The sequence below is a fragment of the Afipia broomeae ATCC 49717 genome (assembly GCF_000314675.2).
GTDB lineage: Bacteria > Pseudomonadota > Alphaproteobacteria > Rhizobiales > Xanthobacteraceae > Afipia > Afipia broomeae.
The window spans coordinates 633,136-653,301 of record NZ_KB375283.1 but is presented as its reverse complement, the minus strand read 5'-3'; the positions used below and the strand labels follow the sequence as shown (position 1 = coordinate 653,301).

Here is a 20,166-nt window from a genome sequence, read left to right as displayed (position 1 = left end):
CCTTTTCCTGTTGGTCGTTAGACGGGCAGCAGCTCGCCGCGGGACGTCTTTTCCGGACTTGCTGGCGTGTCATCAAGCGGCAGGTCGAGCACTTCCTCGAATTCGACGATATTGTCGATCTCGGTGCCCATCGCGATGTTGGTGACGCGTTCGAGAATGAATTCGACCACGACCGGGACGCGGTACTCCGCCATCATCTCGCGTGCGGTTGCGAACGCCGCCTGCGCATCTTCAGGGCGGGTGACGCGAATTGCCTTGCAGCCGAGACCCTCGGCGACGGCGACATGATCGACGCCGTAAACGCCCAGCTCCGGTGCGTTGATGTTTTCGAACGAAAGCTGCACGTGGTAGTCCATGTCGAAGCCGCGCTGCGCCTGACGGATCAGACCCAGATAGGAATTGTTCACGACGACATGGATGTAAGGCAGCTTGAACTGCGCGCCGACGGCAAGCTCCTCGATCAGGAACTGGAAGTCGTAATCGCCGGACAGTGCGACGATCTCGCGTTCCGGATCTGCGGCACGGACGCCCAGCGCTGCGGGCAGGGTCCAGCCGAGCGGGCCGGCCTGTCCGGCATTGATCCAGTTGCGCGGGCGATAGACGCCAAGGAATTGCGCACCGGCGATCTGCGACAATCCGATCACGCTGACGTAGCAGGTGTCACGGCCGAACGCCTTGCTCATCTCTTCATAGACGCGCTGTGGTTTGATCGGCACGTTATCGAAGTGGCTCTTGCGCAGCATGGTGCGCTTGCGGTCCTGTACGGCCGCGGGCCACGCCTGGCGCTCTTTGAGCTTTCCGGCCTTGCGCCACTCCTTCGCTACCGTAACGAATAGTTCAAGCGCTGCCCTGGCATCCGAGACGATGCCGAAATCTGGATTGAACACGCGGCCGATTTGTGTGGGCTCGATGTCCACATGCACGAACGTGCGGCCCTTGGTGTAGGTTTCGACTGATCCGGTGTGGCGGTTAGCCCAGCGGTTGCCGATGCCGAGCACGAAGTCCGACTCCAGCATCGTCGCATTGCCATAGCGGTGGCTGGTCTGAAGGCCGACCATTCCGGCCATCAGAACATGATCGTCCGGGATTGCGCCCCAGCCCATCAGCGTTGGCACCACGGGAACATTGACGATCTCGGCAAACGCGACGAGAAGGTCGGATGCGTCGGCATTGATGACGCCGCCGCCCGCCACGATCAGCGGGCGTTCGGCAGCATTGAGCATTTCAAGTGCTTTCTCGACCTGCTTGCGCGTTGCGGCTGGCTTGTAGACGGGAAGCGGCTCATAGGTCTCGTCGTCGAATTCGATTTCGGCGAGTTGCACGTCGAGTGGCAGGTCGATCAGCACCGGACCGGGGCGGCCGGACCGCATGATGTGAAATGCCTGGCTGAAAACCCGCGGCACCAGCGCTGGTTCGCGCACGGTGACGGCCCATTTCGTCACGGGCTTGGCGATCGACTCGATGTCGACAGCCTGGAAATCTTCCTTGTAGAGGCGGGCGCGGGGAGCCTGTCCGGTGATGCACAGGATCGGGATCGAATCCGCGATAGCCGAATACAGTCCGGTGATCATGTCGGTGCCGGCCGGGCCCGATGTCCCGATGCAGACGCCGATGTTTCCCGCCTTGGCCCGGGTATAACCTTCGGCCATATGCGACGCGCCTTCGACGTGGCGCGCGAGAATGTGATTGATCGATCCGCGTTTTTTCAGTGCCGAGTACAGAGGATTGATCGCGGCGCCCGGAACGCCGAACGCACAGACGACGCCTTCCTTCTCAAGGATACGCACCGCCGCATCGATTGCCCGCATCTTCGCCATGTCACACCTCGAATGGGTTAAGTTCGGATGCAATCATCGCGAGGCGTGCTGGCCGGCTCAACGGCCATCAATTTGTTTCCCGCGATACGATGCCCGCGCGAAAATCTCTCGCGCGATCAAATGCCTAGGATGAAGTAAAAGTGAAAACGGTTTCGGCGAACCGGGCCGCGCGGCAGTCAGCTTTTTCGCGCAGCAGGGGGCATGATTCCGCCAAGCGCAACCGTCAGTTCGGCAGCGACGTCGCGCACGATGTTACCGATGACCGGCAGGCGTTCGTCGGTGAAGCGGGAGGTCATGCCGGAAACTGAAATCGTGGCGAGTGGCTCACTGCAATCGTTGTAGACCACGGCGGCAACGCATCGAAGTCCAATGCGGGCTTCTTCGTCATCCACCGCATAGCCTTGCTGCCGGATTATTTGCAGCGCTTTGAACAGTTCGCCGGGCCGCACGATGGATTTCTCCGTCAGCCTCGGCATTCCCTGGCGATGGATGATCGCGCTCACATCTTCATCGGAATAGGTCGCCAGAACGGCCTTGCCGACCCCGGAGGCCACCATCGCCACGCGGCCGCCAACCTTGGTGAGCGAGCGCATGATCTCGCGGCTTTCCACGCGCGTCAGAACGATGATGGTTTCGTCGTCGACAACCGCGAGATTCGCGGTTTCCCGCGTCAGGTCTCGAAGTTTGCGCAGGTACGGCATGGCATGGGCGACAAAATTCCGCCGCCGCGCGAACGTCGAGCCGACGGAGAAGCTGCGCACGCCGATGTGCCACTTGGCTTCGCTGCGGTCGAATTGCACGAAACGGCGCTTTTCCAGCGTCGTCAGCAAACGGTGTACGGTTGATGTGGACAGGCCGGTGCGCACCGCCAGATCGGTGAGCCGGTAGCCTTCATCGTCTTCGGCAAGGGTCTCTATCAATGTCAGGGCGCGGTCGACGGACTGAACACCGCCATCCCGGCCTTCGGTCTCTGTCTCAATGCCGACACGGGGCTCGACAGATTTTCGCCGGATCACGCTTTTCTTCATTCGCCTACCTACGGCCCGCGGATAGAAGTGAAGGTCGCGCTGGGAATAAAGCGGGTGCCGCCTTTGGAGGGCGGCACCCATTGTCAGAACTTACAGCAGGCCGGCGCCGCGTGCCCACTTATATTTTGCACCAAGCACTTCGACCGGAAGTTCGGTCGAGTACGCGTAAGCCGGGATGCCGTTCTGATAGAGGTATTCAGCGGCTTCCTCGACCTCGACGTCACCGGCCAACGAGGCGACCATCGGCTTGCTGATGCCCTTGGCCTCCATCTCCTTCTTCACCTCGACCATATTCCTGGCGAAGACCATTGGCGGCGTGACGATGGTGTGCCAGTAGCCGAGGATCAGCGAGTGAATGCGGTCATCCGACAGGCCGAGCTTCACGGTGTTGACGTAGGTGATCGGCGGTTCGCCGCCGGTGATGTCCACCGGGTTGCCAGCCGCGCCGAATGGCGGGATGAATTTGCGGAACGCCGCATCGAGGTCCGGCGGCATCGCCATCAGCGACAGACCGTTGTCGACCACGGCGTCCGACAGCAGCACGCCCGAGCCGCCTGCGCCGGTGATGATGAGCACGTTCTCGCCCTTCGGGGTCGGCAGCACCGGAATGCCGCGAGCGAATTCGAGAAGCTGACGCAGCGAGCGGGCGCGAATGACGCCAGACTGCTTCAGTACGTCCTCATAGATCTTGTCATTACCGGCGAGTGCGCCGGTGTGCGACGACGCTGCCTTCGCGCCGGCGGAGGTGCGGCCAGCCTTGAGGACGACAACCGGCTTCTTCTTGGAGACACGCTTGGCGGCTTCCGCGAAGGCGCGGCCGTCTTTCAGATCCTCGCAATGCTGCGCGATGATCGTGGTGTTCGGGTCCTGTTCGAAGAAAGCGAGCAGATCGTCTTCGTCGATGTCGGACTTGTTGCCGAGACCGACAATCGCCGACACGCCCATCTTGGCGGACCGCGAGAAGCCGATGATGGCCATGCCGATGCCGCCCGACTGCGATGACAGAGCGGCGTGGCCCTTGACGTCATAAGCGGTGCAGAAGGTCGCGCAGAGATTGGCCGGTGTGTAGTAGAAGCCGTAAATGTTCGGCCCCATCAGGCGGATGTCGTATTTTTTGCCGACCGCGACGATCTCTTCCTGAAGTTCGGGCGCGCCAGCCTCGGCGAATCCCGACGGGATCAGCACGGCGCCGGGGATTTTTTTCTCGCCGCATTCGGCGAGTGCTGCGGCGACGAACTTGGCAGGGATGGCGAATACCGCCGTGTCGATGACGCCGGGCACATCCTTGACGCTCTTGTACGCCTTGATGCCCATGATCTCATCCGCTTTCGGATGGATCGGATAGATCTGGCCTTTGTACCCGCCGTTAATGAGGTTCTTCATCACCGAGTTACCGATCTTGCCGGCTTCGGACGACGCGCCGATCACCGCGACCGCCTTCGGCATCATGATGCGGTTCATCGCAGTGACGATTTCGTCATTCGAGCGCGGAGCAGGACGCGGCTTGTAGTCGAAATCGACGACAATGCGCACGTCTGCGGCGATCGCGTCTTTCTTGGTGGCGAAAACCGGGTTGAGATCGAGTTCCACGATTTCAGGGAAATCGCTGACGAGCTGCGAAACGTTGACGATGATAGCCGCCAGAGCCTCGCGGTTGACCGGATCTCCGCCGCGAACGCCGTTCAGCATTTCGTGGGCTTGAATTCCATCGAGCATGGAAAGCGCATCGGCATTGGTTGCAGGCGCGAGGCGGAAGGTGACGTCTTTCAGAACTTCGACCAGAACGCCGCCGAGGCCGAAGGCCACCAGCTTGCCGAATGAGCCGTCGGTAATCGAGCCGACGATGACTTCGGTGCCGCCCAGCAGCATCTGCTGAACCTGGATGCCTTCGATCTTGGCATCGGCCTTGTACTTCTTGGCATTTGCCAGAATCGTCTCATAAGCCTTTTCAGCGTCGGCGGCTGTTTTCACGCCGACAATCACGCCGCCTGCTTCGGTCTTGTGGAGAATGTCGGGGGAAACGATCTTCATCACCACCGGGAAACCCATGCCGGTCGCGATCTTAGCGGCCTCGGCGGCGGACTTTGCCACGCCTTCCTTTGGGACCGGAATTCCGTAAGCATCACAGACCAGTTTGCCTTCCGGCGCGGTCAGGCTGGTGCGCTTGTCGGCCTTTACGGCGTCGAGAATTCTCCGAACCTCAGCTTTTGCCTGTTGTCCGACGTCGATCTTGCGAGCTGCGTCCTGCGAATGAGCCATTACACTTCCTCCTGTCACGTCCATTTTTGAAATCTGGTTGCGCGCGGGTTGTCGGACGGTCGTTCCCGAGCGCTTAGATCACCACATCTTGGCGTTTGCCCGCACGGATTGAAGCGTGCAGAGACAAAATGTCCATCTTTGGCATTTGGTATGCCAAGAACCATCTTTGTCAAGCCTATTCACTAGGCCCTGCGGCACCGGGCGCGTTGCTTGACATGCTGGCATCTGGTATGCCAAGAACCTAAGCAACGCTTCCGTGGTATACAGCCCCTCTGGAAGAGAGGGAGATGATTCATGGCTACTCAGAAAATCTCAAAGGCACCATTGAATGAGCAGGACATTGCGATCGTTCGCATTGCGCCTGAGGCAAGTTTCAAAAACAAGGCCTATGACGCTTTGAAAGAAGCCATTCTCAAAATGGACATCTACGCCAGCCCCGAGCCCGTGATGCTCGACGAGCGCGCGCTGTCGGAACATCTGGGTGTCAGCCGTACGCCGATCCGCGAAGCGATCGCGATGCTGGAGCAGGACGGTTTCGTCAAGACGGTTCCACGCCGTGGCATCGTGGTCGTGCGCAAGACCAAGGCCGAAATCGTGGACATGATCCGGGCATGGGCTGCGCTCGAGAGCATGGCCGCGCGTCTCATCACTACGACGGCGCGCAAGAAAGACATTTCGGCGCTGCGCAACTTCTTCAAGGATTTCAACAAAGACCGGCTGCCGCAGGATCATATCGAAGAGTATTCGAAAGCGAACATCGCGTTCCATCAGGCGCTGATTTCGCTGAGTGAATCTCCGGTCCTGGTCGATATGACCAACGACATCCTTCTGCACGTGCGTGGCTACCGGCAACTGACGATTGGGCGGACCGACCGCACCGCGGTGTCTTTGCCGGAGCATCTTGCCATCATCGAAGCGCTTGAGGAGCGCGACACCGAGCTCGCTGAAAAGCGCGCCCGCGATCACACGCTTGGGCTTGCGACCTACGTCGAAACCCATGGACAGGAAATCTTTACGTAGACCAGACGATCAAAAAAAGAGACTAGGGAGGCCACCGATGCTGACGGCAGCGAGTAAGTTAGAGGCGACGACTGCGAATGATGCAGAGCAGGAGCTGACAGATGGTTTTCATCTGATCATCGACGCGCTCAAACTTAACGGCCTCAATACGATCTACGGCGTGCCGGGGATTCCGATCACGGACTTTGGTCGCATGGCGCAAGCGGAAGGCATTCGTGTTCTTTCGTTCCGCCATGAACAGAATGCCGGTTATGCCGCGTCGATCGCCGGCTTCCTGACGAAGAAGCCGGGCGTCTGTTTGACGGTGTCGGCACCGGGCTTTCTTAACGGCCTCACAGCGCTCGCCCACGCCACGACAAATTGCTTCCCGATGATCCTGATTTCCGGCTCGTCGGAACGCGAAATCGTCGATCTTCAGCAGGGCGACTACGAAGAAATGGATCAACTCGCGGTCGCGAAGCCGCTATGCAAGGCGGCGTTCCGTGTGCTGCATGCGCAGGACATCGGTATCGGCGTTGCGCGTGCGATCCGTGCTGCGGTGTCGGGCCGTCCCGGCGGTGTCTATCTCGATCTGCCGGCGAAGCTGTTCGGTCAGGTTATGAATGCGGACGCCGGCAAGAAGTCGCTGGTGAAAGTCATCGATGCGGCGCCGGCACAGATTCCGGCACCCGACTCGGTGAAACGCGCGCTCGACGTGCTCAAATCGGGGAAGAAGCCGCTCATTATCCTTGGCAAGGGCGCGGCTTACGCACAGGCCGATGATGAGATCCGCACTCTGATTGAGAAAAGCGGCATCCCGTTCCTGCCGATGAGCATGGCCAAGGGCCTTCTGCCCGACACGCATCCGCAATGCGCCGGTGCGGCACGCTCCACGGTGCTGAAGGACTCCGACGTCGTCATGCTGATTGGCGCGCGCCTCAACTGGCTGCTGTCGCACGGCAAGGGCAAGACGTGGGGCGACGCGCCGAAGAAGTTCATCCAGATCGACATCGAGCCGAAGGAAATGGACTCCAACGTCGAGATCGTCGCGCCAGTGGTCGGCGACATCGGATCGTGCGTCTCGGCGCTCGTGCAGGGCATGGGCAGTAACTGGCAGACCCCGCCGGCGGACTGGATCAAAACCGTCCAGACCAAGCGCGACGACAACGTTGCCAAAATGGCTCCGCGCCTGATGAACAACAACTCGCCGATGGACTATCACGGCGCCCTCGGCGTCCTGCGCACCATCATCAAGGAGCGTCCCGACGCGATTCTTGTCAATGAAGGCGCAAATACACTCGATCTGGCGCGCGGCATCATCGACATGTATCAGCCGCGCAAGCGCATCGACGTCGGCACCTGGGGCATCATGGGTATCGGTATGGGTTACTCCATCGCCGCTGCGATTGAGACCGGCAAGCCGGTGCTCGCGGTCGAGGGAGACAGCGCATTCGGCTTCTCCGGCATGGAGGTGGAGACGATCTGCCGCTACAAGCTGCCGGTCTGTGTCGTGATCTTCAACAATGACGGCATCTATCGCGGTACCGACGTCAACCCCTCGGGTGGCCCGGACGTGGCACCTACGGTGTTCGTGAAAAGCGCACGTTACGACAAGATGATGGAGGCCTTCGGCGGGGTCGGAGTCAACGCGACGACTCCCGACGAGTTGAAGCGAGCGGTTAACGCGGCGATGGATTCGGGCAAGCCGACACTCATCAATGCGGTCATCGATCCCGCTGCAGGCAGCGAAAGCGGCCGCATCGGCAATCTCAACCCTCAAAGCGTCTTGAAGAAGAAATAACTGGTCACACGGCAGGGAGCATGTCGCTTCCTGCCGATTTCAGTCCTCGCACTCGGCGTCAGAAGGCGTCGACCGATACGGAGTATTATACGATGACACAGGCGCTGAAGGGCGTTCGGATTCTCGATTTCACCCACGTCCAGTCAGGACCGACGTGCACGCAGTTGCTGGCATGGTTCGGCGCCGACGTGATCAAGGTGGAGCGTCCCGGCGTTGGTGACATCACCCGCGGCCAGCTGATGGATGTCCCCAATGCGGACAGCCTCTATTTCACGATGCTGAACCACAACAAGCGTTCGATCACGCTCGACACCAAGAACCCGAAGGGCAAGGAAGTCCTCACCGAGCTGATGAAGAAGTGCGACGTGCTGGTCGAGAATTTCGGTCCGGGTGTGCTGGATCGTATGGGCTTCCCCTGGGAAACCATCCAGAAAATCAATCCGAAGCTCATCGTCGCCTCGATCAAGGGTTTCGGCCCCGGTCCCTACGAGGATTGCAAGGTCTATGAGAACGTCGCGCAGTGCACCGGCGGTGCTGCATCGACCACCGGTTTCCGCGATGGTCTTCCTCTGGTGACGGGTGCGCAGATCGGCGATAGCGGCACCGGCCTGCATCTGGCGCTCGGTATCGTTACCGCTCTCTATCAGCGTTCGACCACCGGCAAGGGCCAGAAGGTTACTGCGGCAATGCAGGACGGCGTGCTCAATCTGACGCGCGTCAAGATGCGCGACCAGCAGCGTCTGGCCCACGGTCCGCTCAAGGAATACAGCCAGTTCGGCGAAGGCATTCCGTTCGGTGATGCTGTGCCGCGCGCTGGCAACGATTCCGGCGGTGGCCAGCCCGGCCGCATCCTGAAGTGCAAGGGTTGGGAGACCGACCCGAACGCCTACCTCTATTTCATCACGCAGGCTCCGGTCTGGGAAAAGATCTGCGACGTAATCGGCGAGCCCGGCTGGAAGACGCATCCGGACTACGCCAAGCCGGCGGCGCGTCTGCCGCGTCTGAATGAGATTTTCGGACGCATCGAACAGTGGACCATGACCAAGACCAAGTTCGAGGCGATGGAAATTCTCAACAAGGACGACATTCCGTGCGGTCCGATTCTGTCGATGAAGGAAATTTCCGAGGACAAGTCTCTCTATGCCACCGGTACACTCGTCGAGGTCGATCATCCGACCCGCGGCAAGTACATTTCGGTCGGCAATCCGATCAAGCTATCGGACAGCCCGACCGTGGTGACGCGCTCGCCACTGCTGGGCGAGCATACCGACGAAATCCTGAAGCAGGTTCTCGGCTTTAATGACAATCAGGTTGCGGAGATTCACAATTCGGGTGCTCTTTCGCCACCCCGTAAGGTCGAAGCAGCCGAGTAAGCATCTGACTTGCGAGACCAAAGGCCGGCGAACTTCGCCGGCCTTTTTTGTGGTTTTTAGATACCTTCAAGTCATTGATACTGTGTGGGAAAGTTGAGACATTTCGTCGCGTGCAAGGCCGATATTGCGATGCACTAACGCAAATGCTGCTATGCGGAATCTCGTATTGAGTCTGGCATCTGGTATACCTAGATTGGCCGTGACGCAGCGCGATGCCAGCGCTGAATTCATCGTTCTGAAAGGCCTTCCCATGTCCAAGACTGCTTCGATCGGCTTTGCTTCTTCCAACGGGCTGTTCCGTCAGCTGATTGCTTTCGTTGATAATTTCCTGATGAAGAGCGCCCAGATTTCCGCCAAGAATGGCGATCTGCCGCGGTTCGGACTCTGAGGATTAAGGTACTGAGCGATCGCAGATAATCGCGAGCATCGTCTTAAATGACATTGTGAAAGGCCCCGGTTTTCCGGGGCTTTTTTGTTGAGCGCGCACACTGGCCAATAGTGCAGTGCCGCACTGTGGTGTCTAGAATAACTCTTGTGTCCTGGCATATCGCATACAACGATGCCTTTCAGGCAGCAGCTGTCGGTTTTCAATAGAACAGCGCGCCTTGGGAGAGGGACCATGGCTGATACCGTTCTCACGGTGTCCAGGCGGCCGCGCCGAAAGGCGGATGGCGTGGCCATGGCTGTTGGCGCGAACTTCCCCACAACGATCCTAGCTGACCCGTTGCGGCGACATGGCTGTGAAGTTGCCATGCAGCGTGCATCGGATTCAGCCGTGACTACTCTTCACGAACGTTTCTGGAGGCAGACGAACAGACGTCACCAGGGATCGAACTCCGCAGGCTGCCGTAGGCAGATTTTTGGAATTAAGCCGCCGTTGAGCGGCGTGAAACAACGGGTGGGAGAAACGCAATGATGTTGTCGTCTTATCGAACGTTAGGTCTTGCACTGGGAGTTGGAGCTTCGCTGGGTTTCGCATCCAGTCCCGCCTCGGCGGCATGGGAGCCGACCCGGCCGGTGGAGATCGTGGTTCCCGCCGGCACCGGCGGCGGCGCGGACCAGATGGCCCGCACCATCCAGGGCATCATCACCAAGCACAATCTGATGAAGCAGCCGTTGGTGGTGGTGAACAAGGCCGGCGGCGCCGGCGGTGAAGGTTTCCTGGATCTCAAAGGTTCAGCAGGCAACCCGCACAAGCTGGTGATTACCCTCTCCAACCTTTTCACGACCCCATTGGGAACCGGCATTCCGTTCAGCCACAAGGATCTGACGCCGGTCGCGATGATGGCGCTGGATGAGTTCATCCTCTGGGTGAATGCGGACAGCCCGTACAAGTCCGTGAAGGACTATATCGAGGCCGTGAAGGCGAAGCCCGGTGAGTTCAAGATGGGCGGCACAGGATCGAAGCAGGAAGACCAGATCATCACTGTAGCGATCGAGAAGGCGTCCAACACCAAGTTCACCTACATTCCCTATCGCGGCGGTGGCGAAGTTGCGGTCCAACTCGTCGGCAAGCATGTCGATTCCACGGTCAACAATCCGATCGAAGCCGTCGCGCAATGGCGTGGCGGAGCCGTCCGCCCGCTCTGCGTGTTCGACGCGAAGCCGCTCCCCTACAAGGACGCAGTCGCCGATGGAAAGTCATGGGGCGACATCCCGACATGCAAGTCGCAAGGGCTAGACGTCGAGTACGTGATGCTGCGCGGATTCTTCACATCGCCGAAGGCGACCAAGGAGCAGGTCGACTATTACGTGGATGTGTTCAAGAAAGTTCGTGAAACACCCGAATGGCAAAGCCTGATGAAGGATGGTGCCTTCAATCAGACCATGATGGTCGGTCCTGAGTATTCGGCATGGGTCGATAACGAACAGAAGCGGCACCAGTCATTGATGAAAGACGCCGGCTTCCTGGCCGCACCACAATAACTTTAACGACGGATGCTGCCGGCGGACAGGTTCCGCCGGCAAAGGCTTCAGCGTGGGGAAAAATATGAGCGAGCATTCTTCTGGGGTTGGTCAGCGCGGGCCGTCGCATCGATGGACGGAGTTCGGCGTTGGCGTGTTCTGCATCCTGTTCGGGGTGATCACGATTATCGGGAGTATGAAAGCGGGAGCTGGATGGGGGGCGGACGGTCCCAAATCTGGATTCTTTCCCTTCTACATCGGCATTATCATTGTGCTGGCGAGCTGCGTGAACTGCATCCAGCTTCTGATGGAGCCTGATGACGGTCAGCTCTTCGCGGATTGGGGACAGCTTCGCCAAGTCCTCTCCGTCTTCGTGCCGACCACCATTTACTGTCTGAGCATCCCCTATCTCGGCATCTATGTCGCCTCGGTGCTTCTCATTGCTCTGTTCATGAAGTGGCTCGGCAAATACCCGTGGACTACAACTGCTGCCGTAGCGCTCGGCACGCCGTTAGCAGTCTACCTGTTCTTCGAAAAATGGTTCCTCATTCCGCTGCCAAAAGGCCCGCTGGAAGAGTTGCTTGGTCTCTAAATTCCCGCTGCGGCTGAGGACATTGACATGGAAGAAATCGTAAATCTGTTTCACGGCTTCGCGACGGTACTGCAGCCGTTCAACATCCTGGTCATGGTGATCGGGATCGTTCTCGGTGTGGTGATCGGAGTGCTGCCGGGTCTCGGCGGCGCGAACGGCGTGGCAATCCTTTTGCCGCTGACGTTCAGCATGCCTCCGACCTCGGCGATCATCATGTTGTCGTGCATCTACTGGGGCGCGCTGTTCGGGGGCGCCATCACGTCGGTGCTGTTCAACATCCCCGGCGAGCCGTGGTCCGTGGCCACGACGTTCGACGGTCACCCAATGGCGCAGAAGGGCAAGGCCGGTGAGGCACTCACTGCGGCATTCACATCGTCATTCGTCGGTGCATTGTTTGCCGTGATCATGATCACGCTGGTGGCGCCGCTGGTGGCAAAATTCGCGCTTCAGTTCGGCCCGGCAGAAAAATTCGCGGTGTTCTTCATCGCCTTCTGCAGCTTCATTGGCATGGGCAAGGAGCCGCCGTTCAAGACAATTGTCGCGATGATGATCGGCTTCGCGCTGGCGGCGGTTGGTCTTGACAGCATCACGGGACAACTGCGTTTGACCTTCGGCTTCTCCGAAATGCTCAGCGGATTCGATTTCCTGATCGCGGTCATCGGGCTCTTTGGAATTGGCGAGATTCTTCTCACGATGGAGGAGGGGCTCAATTTCAGAGGAAAGCCGGCCAAAATCAACGCACGGGTGGTGTGGGACACATGGAAAGAACTCCCGCGTTATTGGGCGACGTCACTGCGCTCGTGTTTGATCGGTGTATGGATGGGTGTTTCGCCGGCCGGTGCGACGCCCGCGTCGTTCATGAGCTATGGCATCGCCAAGCGCATGTCGAAGCAGGGCAAGAATTTCGGTAAGGGTGAAATTGAGGGCGTGGTCGCGCCCGAGACTGCGGCGCATGCCGCAGGCACGGCTGCGCTGTTGCCCATGTTGTCACTTGGCGTTCCGGGGTCGCCGACGGCTGCGGTGCTGCTCGGTGGCTTGCTGATCTGGGGATTGCAGCCCGGACCGCTGCTGTTTGTCGAGCAGAAGGAATTCGTATGGGGCCTGATTGCCAGCATGTACCTCGGCAATTTCGTCGGATTGATCGTGGTGCTGACTTGCGTGCCGCTGTTCGCTGCGATCCTGCGCATTCCGTTCAGCATCATCGCGCCGGTCATTCTCGTCCTCTGCGCAATCGGCGCGTACACGGTGCACAACAACACCTTCGATGTCGTAATGATGATGGTGTTTGGCGTGGCCGGTTACGTCATGAAGAAGTGTAACTATCCGATGGCGCCGCTGGTTCTTGCCATCGTGCTTGGCGACAAGGCGGAGGAAGCATTCCGGCAAGCGTTGCTTGGATCGCAGGGCAGCCTCGGCGTCTTCTTCTCGAACGGTCTTGTTGGATCGATCATGACGTTGGGATTGATCGCCCTGTTCTGGCCTTTGATCTCGAGCGGCTGGGCGCGGCTGTCGTCCCGCGCACCGAAAACGGCAATGTAAGTAAAGAGAAAGAGCGTCTGCGTTTCGGATATTTGGCGCCGGTCGCAAGGCTTCTCTGAAAGACGATTGTCCTATTGAATGGCCCCGGCAATCACCGGGGCCATTTTTCTTGCGCAAACCCATGTCGGAGGTGCATAGCTAAAAAGTCACAGTTCCCTCGAATACCTCTTGCAATCTGGCATATCATATACCAGCCTCCGCGCCTGTAGCGTCTGCCGAACTTTAACAGAGCAAGGGCGCACTCGGAGGAACGATGACGGATACGGTTCATACGGCGGCCCCGGCGGCTGCGCGCGTCAGCGATACCTATCGCTGGGTCCAGTTGGCGATCGGCGTTGGCGCCATGGTGATGATCGCGAACTATCAATACGGCTGGACGTTCTTCGTCCCCGACATTCAGAAACAATTCGGATGGGATCGCGCATCGATCCAGTGGGCGTTCACGTTGTTCGTGCTGTTCGAAACGTGGCTGGTCCCCGTCGAAGGCTGGTTCGTCGACAAGTATGGTCCGCGCATCGTTGTTCTTGTCGGCGGTGTTCTTTGCGCGATCGGCTGGGCGATCAATGCGCAGGCGACAACGCTCAATGGTTTCTACCTTGGCATGATCATCGCGGGCATCGGCGCCGGCGGTGTCTACGGCACCTGCGTCGGCAACGCGCTCAAGTGGTTTCCCGACAAGCGCGGTCTGGCGGCGGGCATCACCGCTGCCGGCTTTGGTGCTGGCTCCGCGCTCACGGTCGCGCCGATCCAGGCCATGATCAAGAACGATGGCTTCCAGAACACCTTCCTCTATTTCGGCCTGGGGCAGGGCATCATCATCGTGATCCTCTCGTTCCTGATGTTCGCACCGAAGGCGGGACAGGTGCCGCCGCCGGTGGTGAATGCCGCGCTTCAGCAGACGCGCCGTAACTACGCGCCGACTGAAGTCCTTCGCCATCCGATTTTCTGGCTGATGTATTTCATGTTCGTTATCGTCGGCGCGGGCGGACTGATGGTGACTGCGAACCTCAAGCCGATCGCGGTTGACTGGAAGGTCGACAGCGTTCCGGTCACGCTGATGGCCATGACGATGACTGCGGTGACGTTTGCCGCGACGATCGATCGCGTGCTCAACGGTCTGACACGGCCGTTCTTCGGATGGATCTCCGACATGATCGGCCGCGAGAACACCATGTTCATTGCGTTCGGCATGGAAGGCATCGGCATCTACCTGCTGTACCTCTGGGGTCACGATCCGGTCTGGTTCGTGCTGCTGTCGGGCTTCGTGTTCTTCGCCTGGGGCGAGATTTACTCGCTCTTCCCGTCGACCTGCACGGATACATTCGGATCGAAGTTCGCGACCACCAATGCGGGCCTGCTGTACACCGCGAAAGGAACGGCAGCGCTGCTTGTGCCTGCCGCGAACTACATGCAGCAAAGCTCGGGCACGTGGGACATGGTCTTCATCGTGGCGGCCGGCGCGAACATTCTCGCTTCGCTGCTTGCCATCATCGTGCTGAAGCCCTGGCGCAAGTCAGTGGTCGAGAAATCGATGGCGACGGCCTGACGCGCAACGACCTGACTGTCTCAAGAGCGCGCTCATCTCCGGATGGGCGCGTTTTTCTTTTCCTGACCCGATTGACTCATACCGGATGAGTGGGGCAATCTCTGGTATACATAATACAAGACAGGGATTTGATCTCATAAGCCCTGAAAACAGGGCGTTTCTTGACCTCGGTCATGACGGGAGGATTGCGATGAATATCCACGAATATCAGGGCAAGGCGGTCCTGAAGACTTTCGGTGTGCCGGTGTCGGCAGGCGCGCCCGCGTTCACTGTCGATGAAGCGATCGCTGCGGCAAAGTCGCTGCCGGGTCCAGTCTATGTCGTGAAATCGCAGATCCATGCTGGTGGCCGCGGCAAGGGCAAGTTCAAAGGATTGCCGGCAGACGCAAAGGGCGGCGTGCGGCTGGCGAAGTCGATCGATGAGGTCGCAAGCTTCGCCAAGGAAATGCTCGGACGCACACTGGTGACCGTGCAGACCGGACCCGCAGGCAAGCAGGTCAACCGCCTGTACATCGAAGACGGCTCCGAGATCGCAAAGGAATTCTATCTCTCCATGCTGGTCGATCGCGAAACCTCGCGGATCGCATTCGTGGTGTCCACCGAAGGCGGCATGGACATCGAGAAGGTTGCGCACGATACGCCGGAGAAGATCGTGACCTTCTCCGTCGATCCTGCGACCGGCGTGATGGCGCATCACGGTCGCAAGGTTGCGCAGGTTCTTGGCCTGAGTGGCGATCTCGCCAAGCAGGCTTCGATCCTCACCTCGCAGCTCTACAACGCGTTCGTCGCCACCGACATGGCGATGCTGGAGATCAATCCGCTGGTGGTGACGAAGCAGGGTGACCTGCGTTGTCTCGACGCCAAGATCAATTTCGATTCCAACGCGCTGTATCGTCACCCTGAACTGATGAAGCTGCGCGACCTCACCGAAGAGGACGAGAAGGAAATCGAGGCGTCGAAGTACGATCTGAACTACATCGCGCTCGAAGGCACCATCGGCTGCATGGTCAATGGCGCCGGACTCGCGATGGCGACCATGGACATCATCAAGCTCTACGGTGCCACGCCGGCGAACTTCCTCGATGTCGGCGGCGGTGCGACCAAGGAAAAGGTCGCCGCGGCGTTCAAGATCATCACCTCCGATCCGAACGTGAAGGGCATCCTGGTCAACATCTTCGGCGGCATCATGCGTTGCGATGTCGTCGCCGAAGGCGTGGTCGCAGCGGTGCGCGAGGTCGGCCTCGGCGTGCCGCTGGTGGTCCGCCTCGAAGGCACCAATGTCGAACTCGGAAAGAAGGTCATTGCCGAATCCGGATTGAATGTTGTGGCCGCAGACGATCTCGACGATGCCGCGCAGAAGATCGTTCGCGCCACACGAAAGGAAGCCGCGTAATGTCCATCCTCATCGACAGCAATACCAAGGTGATTTGCCAAGGTTTTACGGGGAAAAACGGCACCTTCCATTCCGAACAGGCAGCGCTCTACGGCACGCAGATGGTCGGCGGTACCTCGCCCGGCAAGGGCGGCTCCACCCATCTCGGCCTGCCGGTGTTCGACACGGTGGCGCAGGCGCGTGAGGCCACCGGCGCGGACGCCAGCGTGATCTATGTTCCGCCGCCAGGCGCGGCGGATGCAATCTGCGAGGCGATCGACGCCGAAGTGCCGCTGATCGTCTGCATCACCGAAGGCATTCCGGTGACCGACATGGTGCGGGTCAAGCGTGCGCTTGAAGGTTCGAGCTCGCGGCTGATCGGTCCGAATTGTCCCGGCGTGATGACCGCGGGTGAATGCAAGATCGGCATTATGCCCGGAAATATTTTCAAGAAGGGCAACGTCGGAATCGTCTCGCGCTCCGGCACGCTGACCTATGAGGCGGTGTATCAAACTTCAGCCGAAGGCCTCGGTCAGACCACCGCGGTCGGCATCGGCGGAGATCCCGTGAAGGGCACCGATTTCATCTCGATGCTCGAACTGTTTCTTGCCGATCCCGACACCAAGTCGATCGTGATGATCGGCGAGATCGGCGGATCGTCGGAAGAGGACGCGGCGCAATTCATCAAGGACGAAGCGAAGCGCGGACGCAAGAAGCCGATGGTCGGTTTCATTGCCGGACGCACCGCGCCTCCGGGCCGCCGCATGGGCCATGCCGGAGCGATCATCTCCGGCGGCAAGGGCGATGCCGAATCCAAGATCGCCGCGATGGAAGCGGCCGGCATCCGTGTCTCGCCGTCGCCGGCGCGCCTCGGCAAGACTCTGGTGGATGTGCTCAAGGGGTAAGCGCTCGCGCGAGTAATCGCGCGACGACGGACCGCTGATCTTTTTCATTCGCTGCGATTCATCAAGATGCCCGGGCTCGTCCCGGGCATTTTTGTTTGCGATTGATCCCGCTTTGTCATTGAGAGCGCAGCGAAGTGATCCAGGTAAATCATCATCACGCGAAGACTGGATTGCTTCGTCGCTACGCTCCTCGCAATGACGAGGAAACGCATCGCATCTGTTGATTTCGCATCATTCTTCCACTTCCAGCATAAGAGAGACGATTGCTGTGCGCTTTCAACGTCTTGGCATCGGATCACGGCGCGCATCGCTGCATAAGGCGAAGTGGTGACGAACTCCGCCGCAAAGGGCGGAGTGGTGACGGCATGATGGCCGCCGTTTCGTCCGCGAAAACCGGCCGGGTCCGCCGGTGGGATACCATAGCAATTAGGAATTCGTTCCGATTGACTCTTGGCATAATGTATACCAATCTTAGCCCATCAGAGAGGACATAGCTGTCCTCCAGCATGAACCGTCCACGGGGAAGGTCATCCCCACCAGCGAGGAGGTTGTGATGAGAGTCGGAGACATCCTGAACAGGAAGAGCACCCGTATCGCCACCGTCCGCATGAACGAAACTGTCGCCACTGCGGCGCGGCTGCTGCGCAACGACAATGTCGGCGCGCTTGTCGTGAAGGACGTCTGCCGCACCGAGGGCAATGTTGCCGTCGGCATGTTCTCTGAACGCGATGTGGTGCGCGCCGTCTCCGAGCACGGGCAGGCCGGCCTTGCCATGAAGGTTTCCGCGCTGATCTCGGTTCAGAAGCTGGTGTCGTGCCAGTCCACCGACTCGATCGAACACGTGCGCGAACTGATGATCGACAATCACATTCGGCATGTGCCGGTGATCGACGACCACACACTGATCGGCGTGATCAGCATCCGCGACATCAACGCCGTGGATGGCCTTATTGCAATTCCCGAACTCGAAGCGACCCAACCTGCGTTTGTTGCCTGACGGTTCTCCCTGCAGAGCGCGATCACATGATCTCCCAGGTGGTGTGATTGCGCTCTGATCTTTTTTCGCTTCGCGATATTTCGGGAAACACCATGAAGATTTGTATTTACGGCGCGGGCGCGATCGGAGGCTATCTCGGCGTGCAGCTCGCGCGGGCGGGCGCTGACGTCAGCCTGGTGGCGCGCGGCGCGCATCTCGCAGCGATGAAGGCCAACGGCTTAAAGCTCCTGATCGGCGACGAGGAGCGGGTGGTTCATCCGCGCTGCACCGACAATCCCGCCGAGCTCGGTCCGCAGGATTTCGTCATCATCTGCCTCAAGGCCCATTCGATCACCGGCGTGATCGATGCGATGCAGCCGCTGCTCGGGCCGAAAACCCGCATCGTCACTGCGGTGAACGGCATTCCGTACTGGTACTTCTATAAGCACGGCAACGAGTGCGAAGGCTCGGCGCTGGAGAGCATCGATCCCGGCGGCCGTCAGTGGAAAGAACTTGGACCGGAGCGCGCCATCGGCTGCGTGGTCTATCCCGCGACCGAGATCGAAGCGCCCGGCGTCATCCGTCATGTCTATGGCGACCGCTTTCCGCTCGGCGAGCCCTCCGGCGAGAAGAGCGCCGATGTCGAGGCGCTGTCGGCGATGTTCGTCAAGGCCGGGCTCCAGGCACCGGTTCTAGAAAATATCCGCGACGAAATCTGGCTCAAGCTGTGGGGCAACGTCTGCTTCAACCCGATCAGCGCGCTGACCCATGCCACGCTCGATGTGATCGGCAGCGATCCGGGCACGCGGGCGGTGGCGAAGTCCATGATGGTGGAGGCCCAGACCATCGCCGAGAAATTCGGCATCAGATTCCGCGTCGATGTCGAACGCCGCATCGAAGGCGCGCGCAAGGTCGGCGCGCACAAGACCTCGATGCTGCAGGATCTCGAACGCAGCCGGCCGATGGAAATCGATCCGCTGGTCACGGTGGTTCAGGAGATGGGCACGCTGTCGAAAATTCCGACGCCGTCGATCGATATCGTGCTGGCGCTGGTGGCGCAGCGCGCCAAGATCGCCGAGCTTTATTGAGATCGTCATTGCGAGCGAAGCGAAGCAATCCAGCTTTCTTGCTTACGGACTGGATTGCTTCGTCGCCATAGCGCGTCAAAGACGCGCGTAAACGCGCTAATGGCTTCTCGCAATGACGAGCCGTAATCTGGAGATCACGCTGTGACGAGTTGGGTTCGCTTTCGCCATCAGGATCAGATCGGGTTCGGCACGCTGTCGGGCCAGAACATCACCGTGCATCACGGCGACATGTTCGACAGCCCGAAGGCGAACGGCAAAACGCTCGCGCTGGCCGATGTCGAACTGCTCGCGCCCACCACGCCGTCGAAGATCGTGGCGCTGTGGAACAACTTTCACGCGCTGGCAGCGAAGCTTGAAAAGCCCGAGCCGCCGGAGCCGCTCTATCTTTTGAAGGCGCCGACCACAGCGGCTTCACCCAATGCGGTGGTGCAGAAGCCCGCGTGGTACGACGGCAAGGTGGTCTATGAGGGCGAACTCGCCATCGTGATCGGGAAGGTTTGCCGCGCGGTTTCGGTCGAAGAGGCCGACGACTTCATTCTCGGCTACACCTGCGTCAACGACATCACCGCCGCGGACATTCTCAACAAGGACCCGACCTTTCAGCAATGGGCGCGCGCCAAGGGATTCGACGACTTCTGCCCGTTCGGCCCGGCCATCGTGACCGGTATCGACCCTGCGTCGCTCACGGTCCGCACCGTTCTCAACGGCGCTGAGCGGCAGTCCTACAAGATCTCGGACATGATCTTCTCGGCGCAGGAGCTGGTCAGCAAGATCTCGCACGACATGACACTTCTGCCGGGCGACATCATCGCCTGCGGCACGTCCCTCGGCGTCGGCGTGATGAAGGAGGCGGTGAATTCCATCACCGTCGCCATCGACGGCGTCGGCGAACTGACCAACGAATTCAGGAACTGATGTTTGGTTATCCCGGCCTTGGGTCTTTCTTCACCTCGCCCCGCGCTTGCG

Annotated in this window: 16 protein-coding genes; 13 read left to right on the top strand and 3 right to left on the bottom strand. The window is 59.6% G+C overall.

The annotated features are described in order from the left end of the window. Nucleotides 1-17: 17 nt before the first annotated feature. The 3 genes from gcl to HMPREF9695_RS15545 all read right to left on the bottom strand — a co-directional run bounded on the left by gcl (nt 18) and on the right by HMPREF9695_RS15545 (nt 5,104). Nucleotides 18-1,817: a glyoxylate carboligase gene (gene gcl / locus HMPREF9695_RS15555; protein WP_006021824.1), complete on the bottom strand. Its 1,800-nt coding sequence runs from the start codon at nt 1,815-1,817 to the stop codon at nt 18-20. Nucleotides 1,818-1,993: 176 nt separating this feature from the next. Next, a complete protein-coding gene (locus HMPREF9695_RS15550; protein ID WP_006021823.1) occupies nt 1,994-2,845 on the bottom strand; it encodes an IclR family transcriptional regulator in 852 nt (283 codons plus the stop codon). A gap of 90 nt (nt 2,846-2,935) precedes the next feature. Next, nucleotides 2,936-5,104, bottom strand: coding sequence for an acetate--CoA ligase family protein (locus HMPREF9695_RS15545; protein ID WP_006021822.1), 2,169 nt, complete (start codon nt 5,102-5,104; stop codon nt 2,936-2,938). A 294-nt stretch (nt 5,105-5,398) separates the two neighbouring features. Here HMPREF9695_RS15545 and HMPREF9695_RS15540 point away from each other — a divergent pair, with 294 nt between their 5' ends. The 13 genes from HMPREF9695_RS15540 to HMPREF9695_RS15475 all read left to right on the top strand — a co-directional run bounded on the left by HMPREF9695_RS15540 (nt 5,399) and on the right by HMPREF9695_RS15475 (nt 20,115). Continuing rightward, nucleotides 5,399-6,124 (top strand): GntR family transcriptional regulator, encoded by a 726-nt coding sequence (locus HMPREF9695_RS15540; RefSeq protein ID WP_006021821.1) that lies wholly within the window; start codon nt 5,399-5,401, stop codon nt 6,122-6,124. A gap of 37 nt (nt 6,125-6,161) precedes the next feature. After that, nucleotides 6,162-7,904 carry an oxalyl-CoA decarboxylase gene (gene oxc / locus HMPREF9695_RS15535; protein WP_006021820.1) on the top strand — a complete coding sequence of 581 codons (1,743 nt, stop codon included), beginning with the start codon at nt 6,162-6,164 and terminating at the stop codon, nt 7,902-7,904. 92 nt (nt 7,905-7,996) lie between these two features. Then, the gene (frc, locus tag HMPREF9695_RS15530) at nt 7,997-9,277 is read left to right on the top strand and encodes a formyl-CoA transferase (RefSeq protein ID WP_006021819.1); all 1,281 of its coding nucleotides are present in this window, start codon (nt 7,997-7,999) and stop codon (nt 9,275-9,277) included. Between the two features lie 250 nt (nt 9,278-9,527). Further along, nucleotides 9,528-9,665, top strand: a complete 138-nt coding sequence (locus HMPREF9695_RS26690) for a hypothetical protein (RefSeq protein ID WP_162832208.1) — start codon at nt 9,528-9,530, stop codon at nt 9,663-9,665. A gap of 524 nt (nt 9,666-10,189) precedes the next feature. After that, on the top strand, nt 10,190-11,203 hold the full coding sequence (locus tag HMPREF9695_RS15520; RefSeq protein ID WP_006021817.1) for a Bug family tripartite tricarboxylate transporter substrate binding protein: 1,014 nt from the start codon (nt 10,190-10,192) through the stop codon (nt 11,201-11,203). Between the two features lie 64 nt (nt 11,204-11,267). After that, nucleotides 11,268-11,774, top strand: a complete 507-nt coding sequence (locus HMPREF9695_RS15515; RefSeq protein ID WP_006021816.1) for a tripartite tricarboxylate transporter TctB family protein — start codon at nt 11,268-11,270, stop codon at nt 11,772-11,774. A 27-nt stretch (nt 11,775-11,801) separates the two neighbouring features. Further along, nucleotides 11,802-13,313, top strand: a complete 1,512-nt coding sequence (locus HMPREF9695_RS15510; RefSeq protein WP_006021815.1) for a tripartite tricarboxylate transporter permease — start codon at nt 11,802-11,804, stop codon at nt 13,311-13,313. Between the two features lie 253 nt (nt 13,314-13,566). Beyond that, entirely contained in the window at nt 13,567-14,859 is a 1,293-nt protein-coding gene (oxlT, locus tag HMPREF9695_RS15505) for an oxalate/formate MFS antiporter (RefSeq protein WP_006021814.1), read from the top strand. Nucleotides 14,860-15,049: 190 nt separating this feature from the next. Beyond that, a complete protein-coding gene (sucC, locus tag HMPREF9695_RS15500) occupies nt 15,050-16,252 on the top strand; it encodes an ADP-forming succinate--CoA ligase subunit beta (RefSeq protein WP_006021813.1) in 1,203 nt (400 codons plus the stop codon). After that, nucleotides 16,252-17,136, top strand: a complete 885-nt coding sequence (sucD, locus tag HMPREF9695_RS15495) for a succinate--CoA ligase subunit alpha (RefSeq protein WP_006021812.1) — start codon at nt 16,252-16,254, stop codon at nt 17,134-17,136. Before sucC ends, sucD begins: the two co-directional genes overlap by 1 nt. Before the next feature lie 553 nt (nt 17,137-17,689). Next, nucleotides 17,690-18,133 (top strand): CBS domain-containing protein, encoded by a 444-nt coding sequence (locus HMPREF9695_RS15485; protein WP_006021811.1) that lies wholly within the window; start codon nt 17,690-17,692, stop codon nt 18,131-18,133. A gap of 92 nt (nt 18,134-18,225) precedes the next feature. Next, nucleotides 18,226-19,200, top strand: a complete 975-nt coding sequence (locus HMPREF9695_RS15480; protein ID WP_006021810.1) for a 2-dehydropantoate 2-reductase — start codon at nt 18,226-18,228, stop codon at nt 19,198-19,200. Nucleotides 19,201-19,341: 141 nt separating this feature from the next. Next, nucleotides 19,342-20,115: a fumarylacetoacetate hydrolase family protein gene (locus HMPREF9695_RS15475; RefSeq protein WP_006021809.1), complete on the top strand. Its 774-nt coding sequence runs from the start codon at nt 19,342-19,344 to the stop codon at nt 20,113-20,115. The last annotated feature ends 51 nt before the right edge of the window (nt 20,116-20,166 follow it).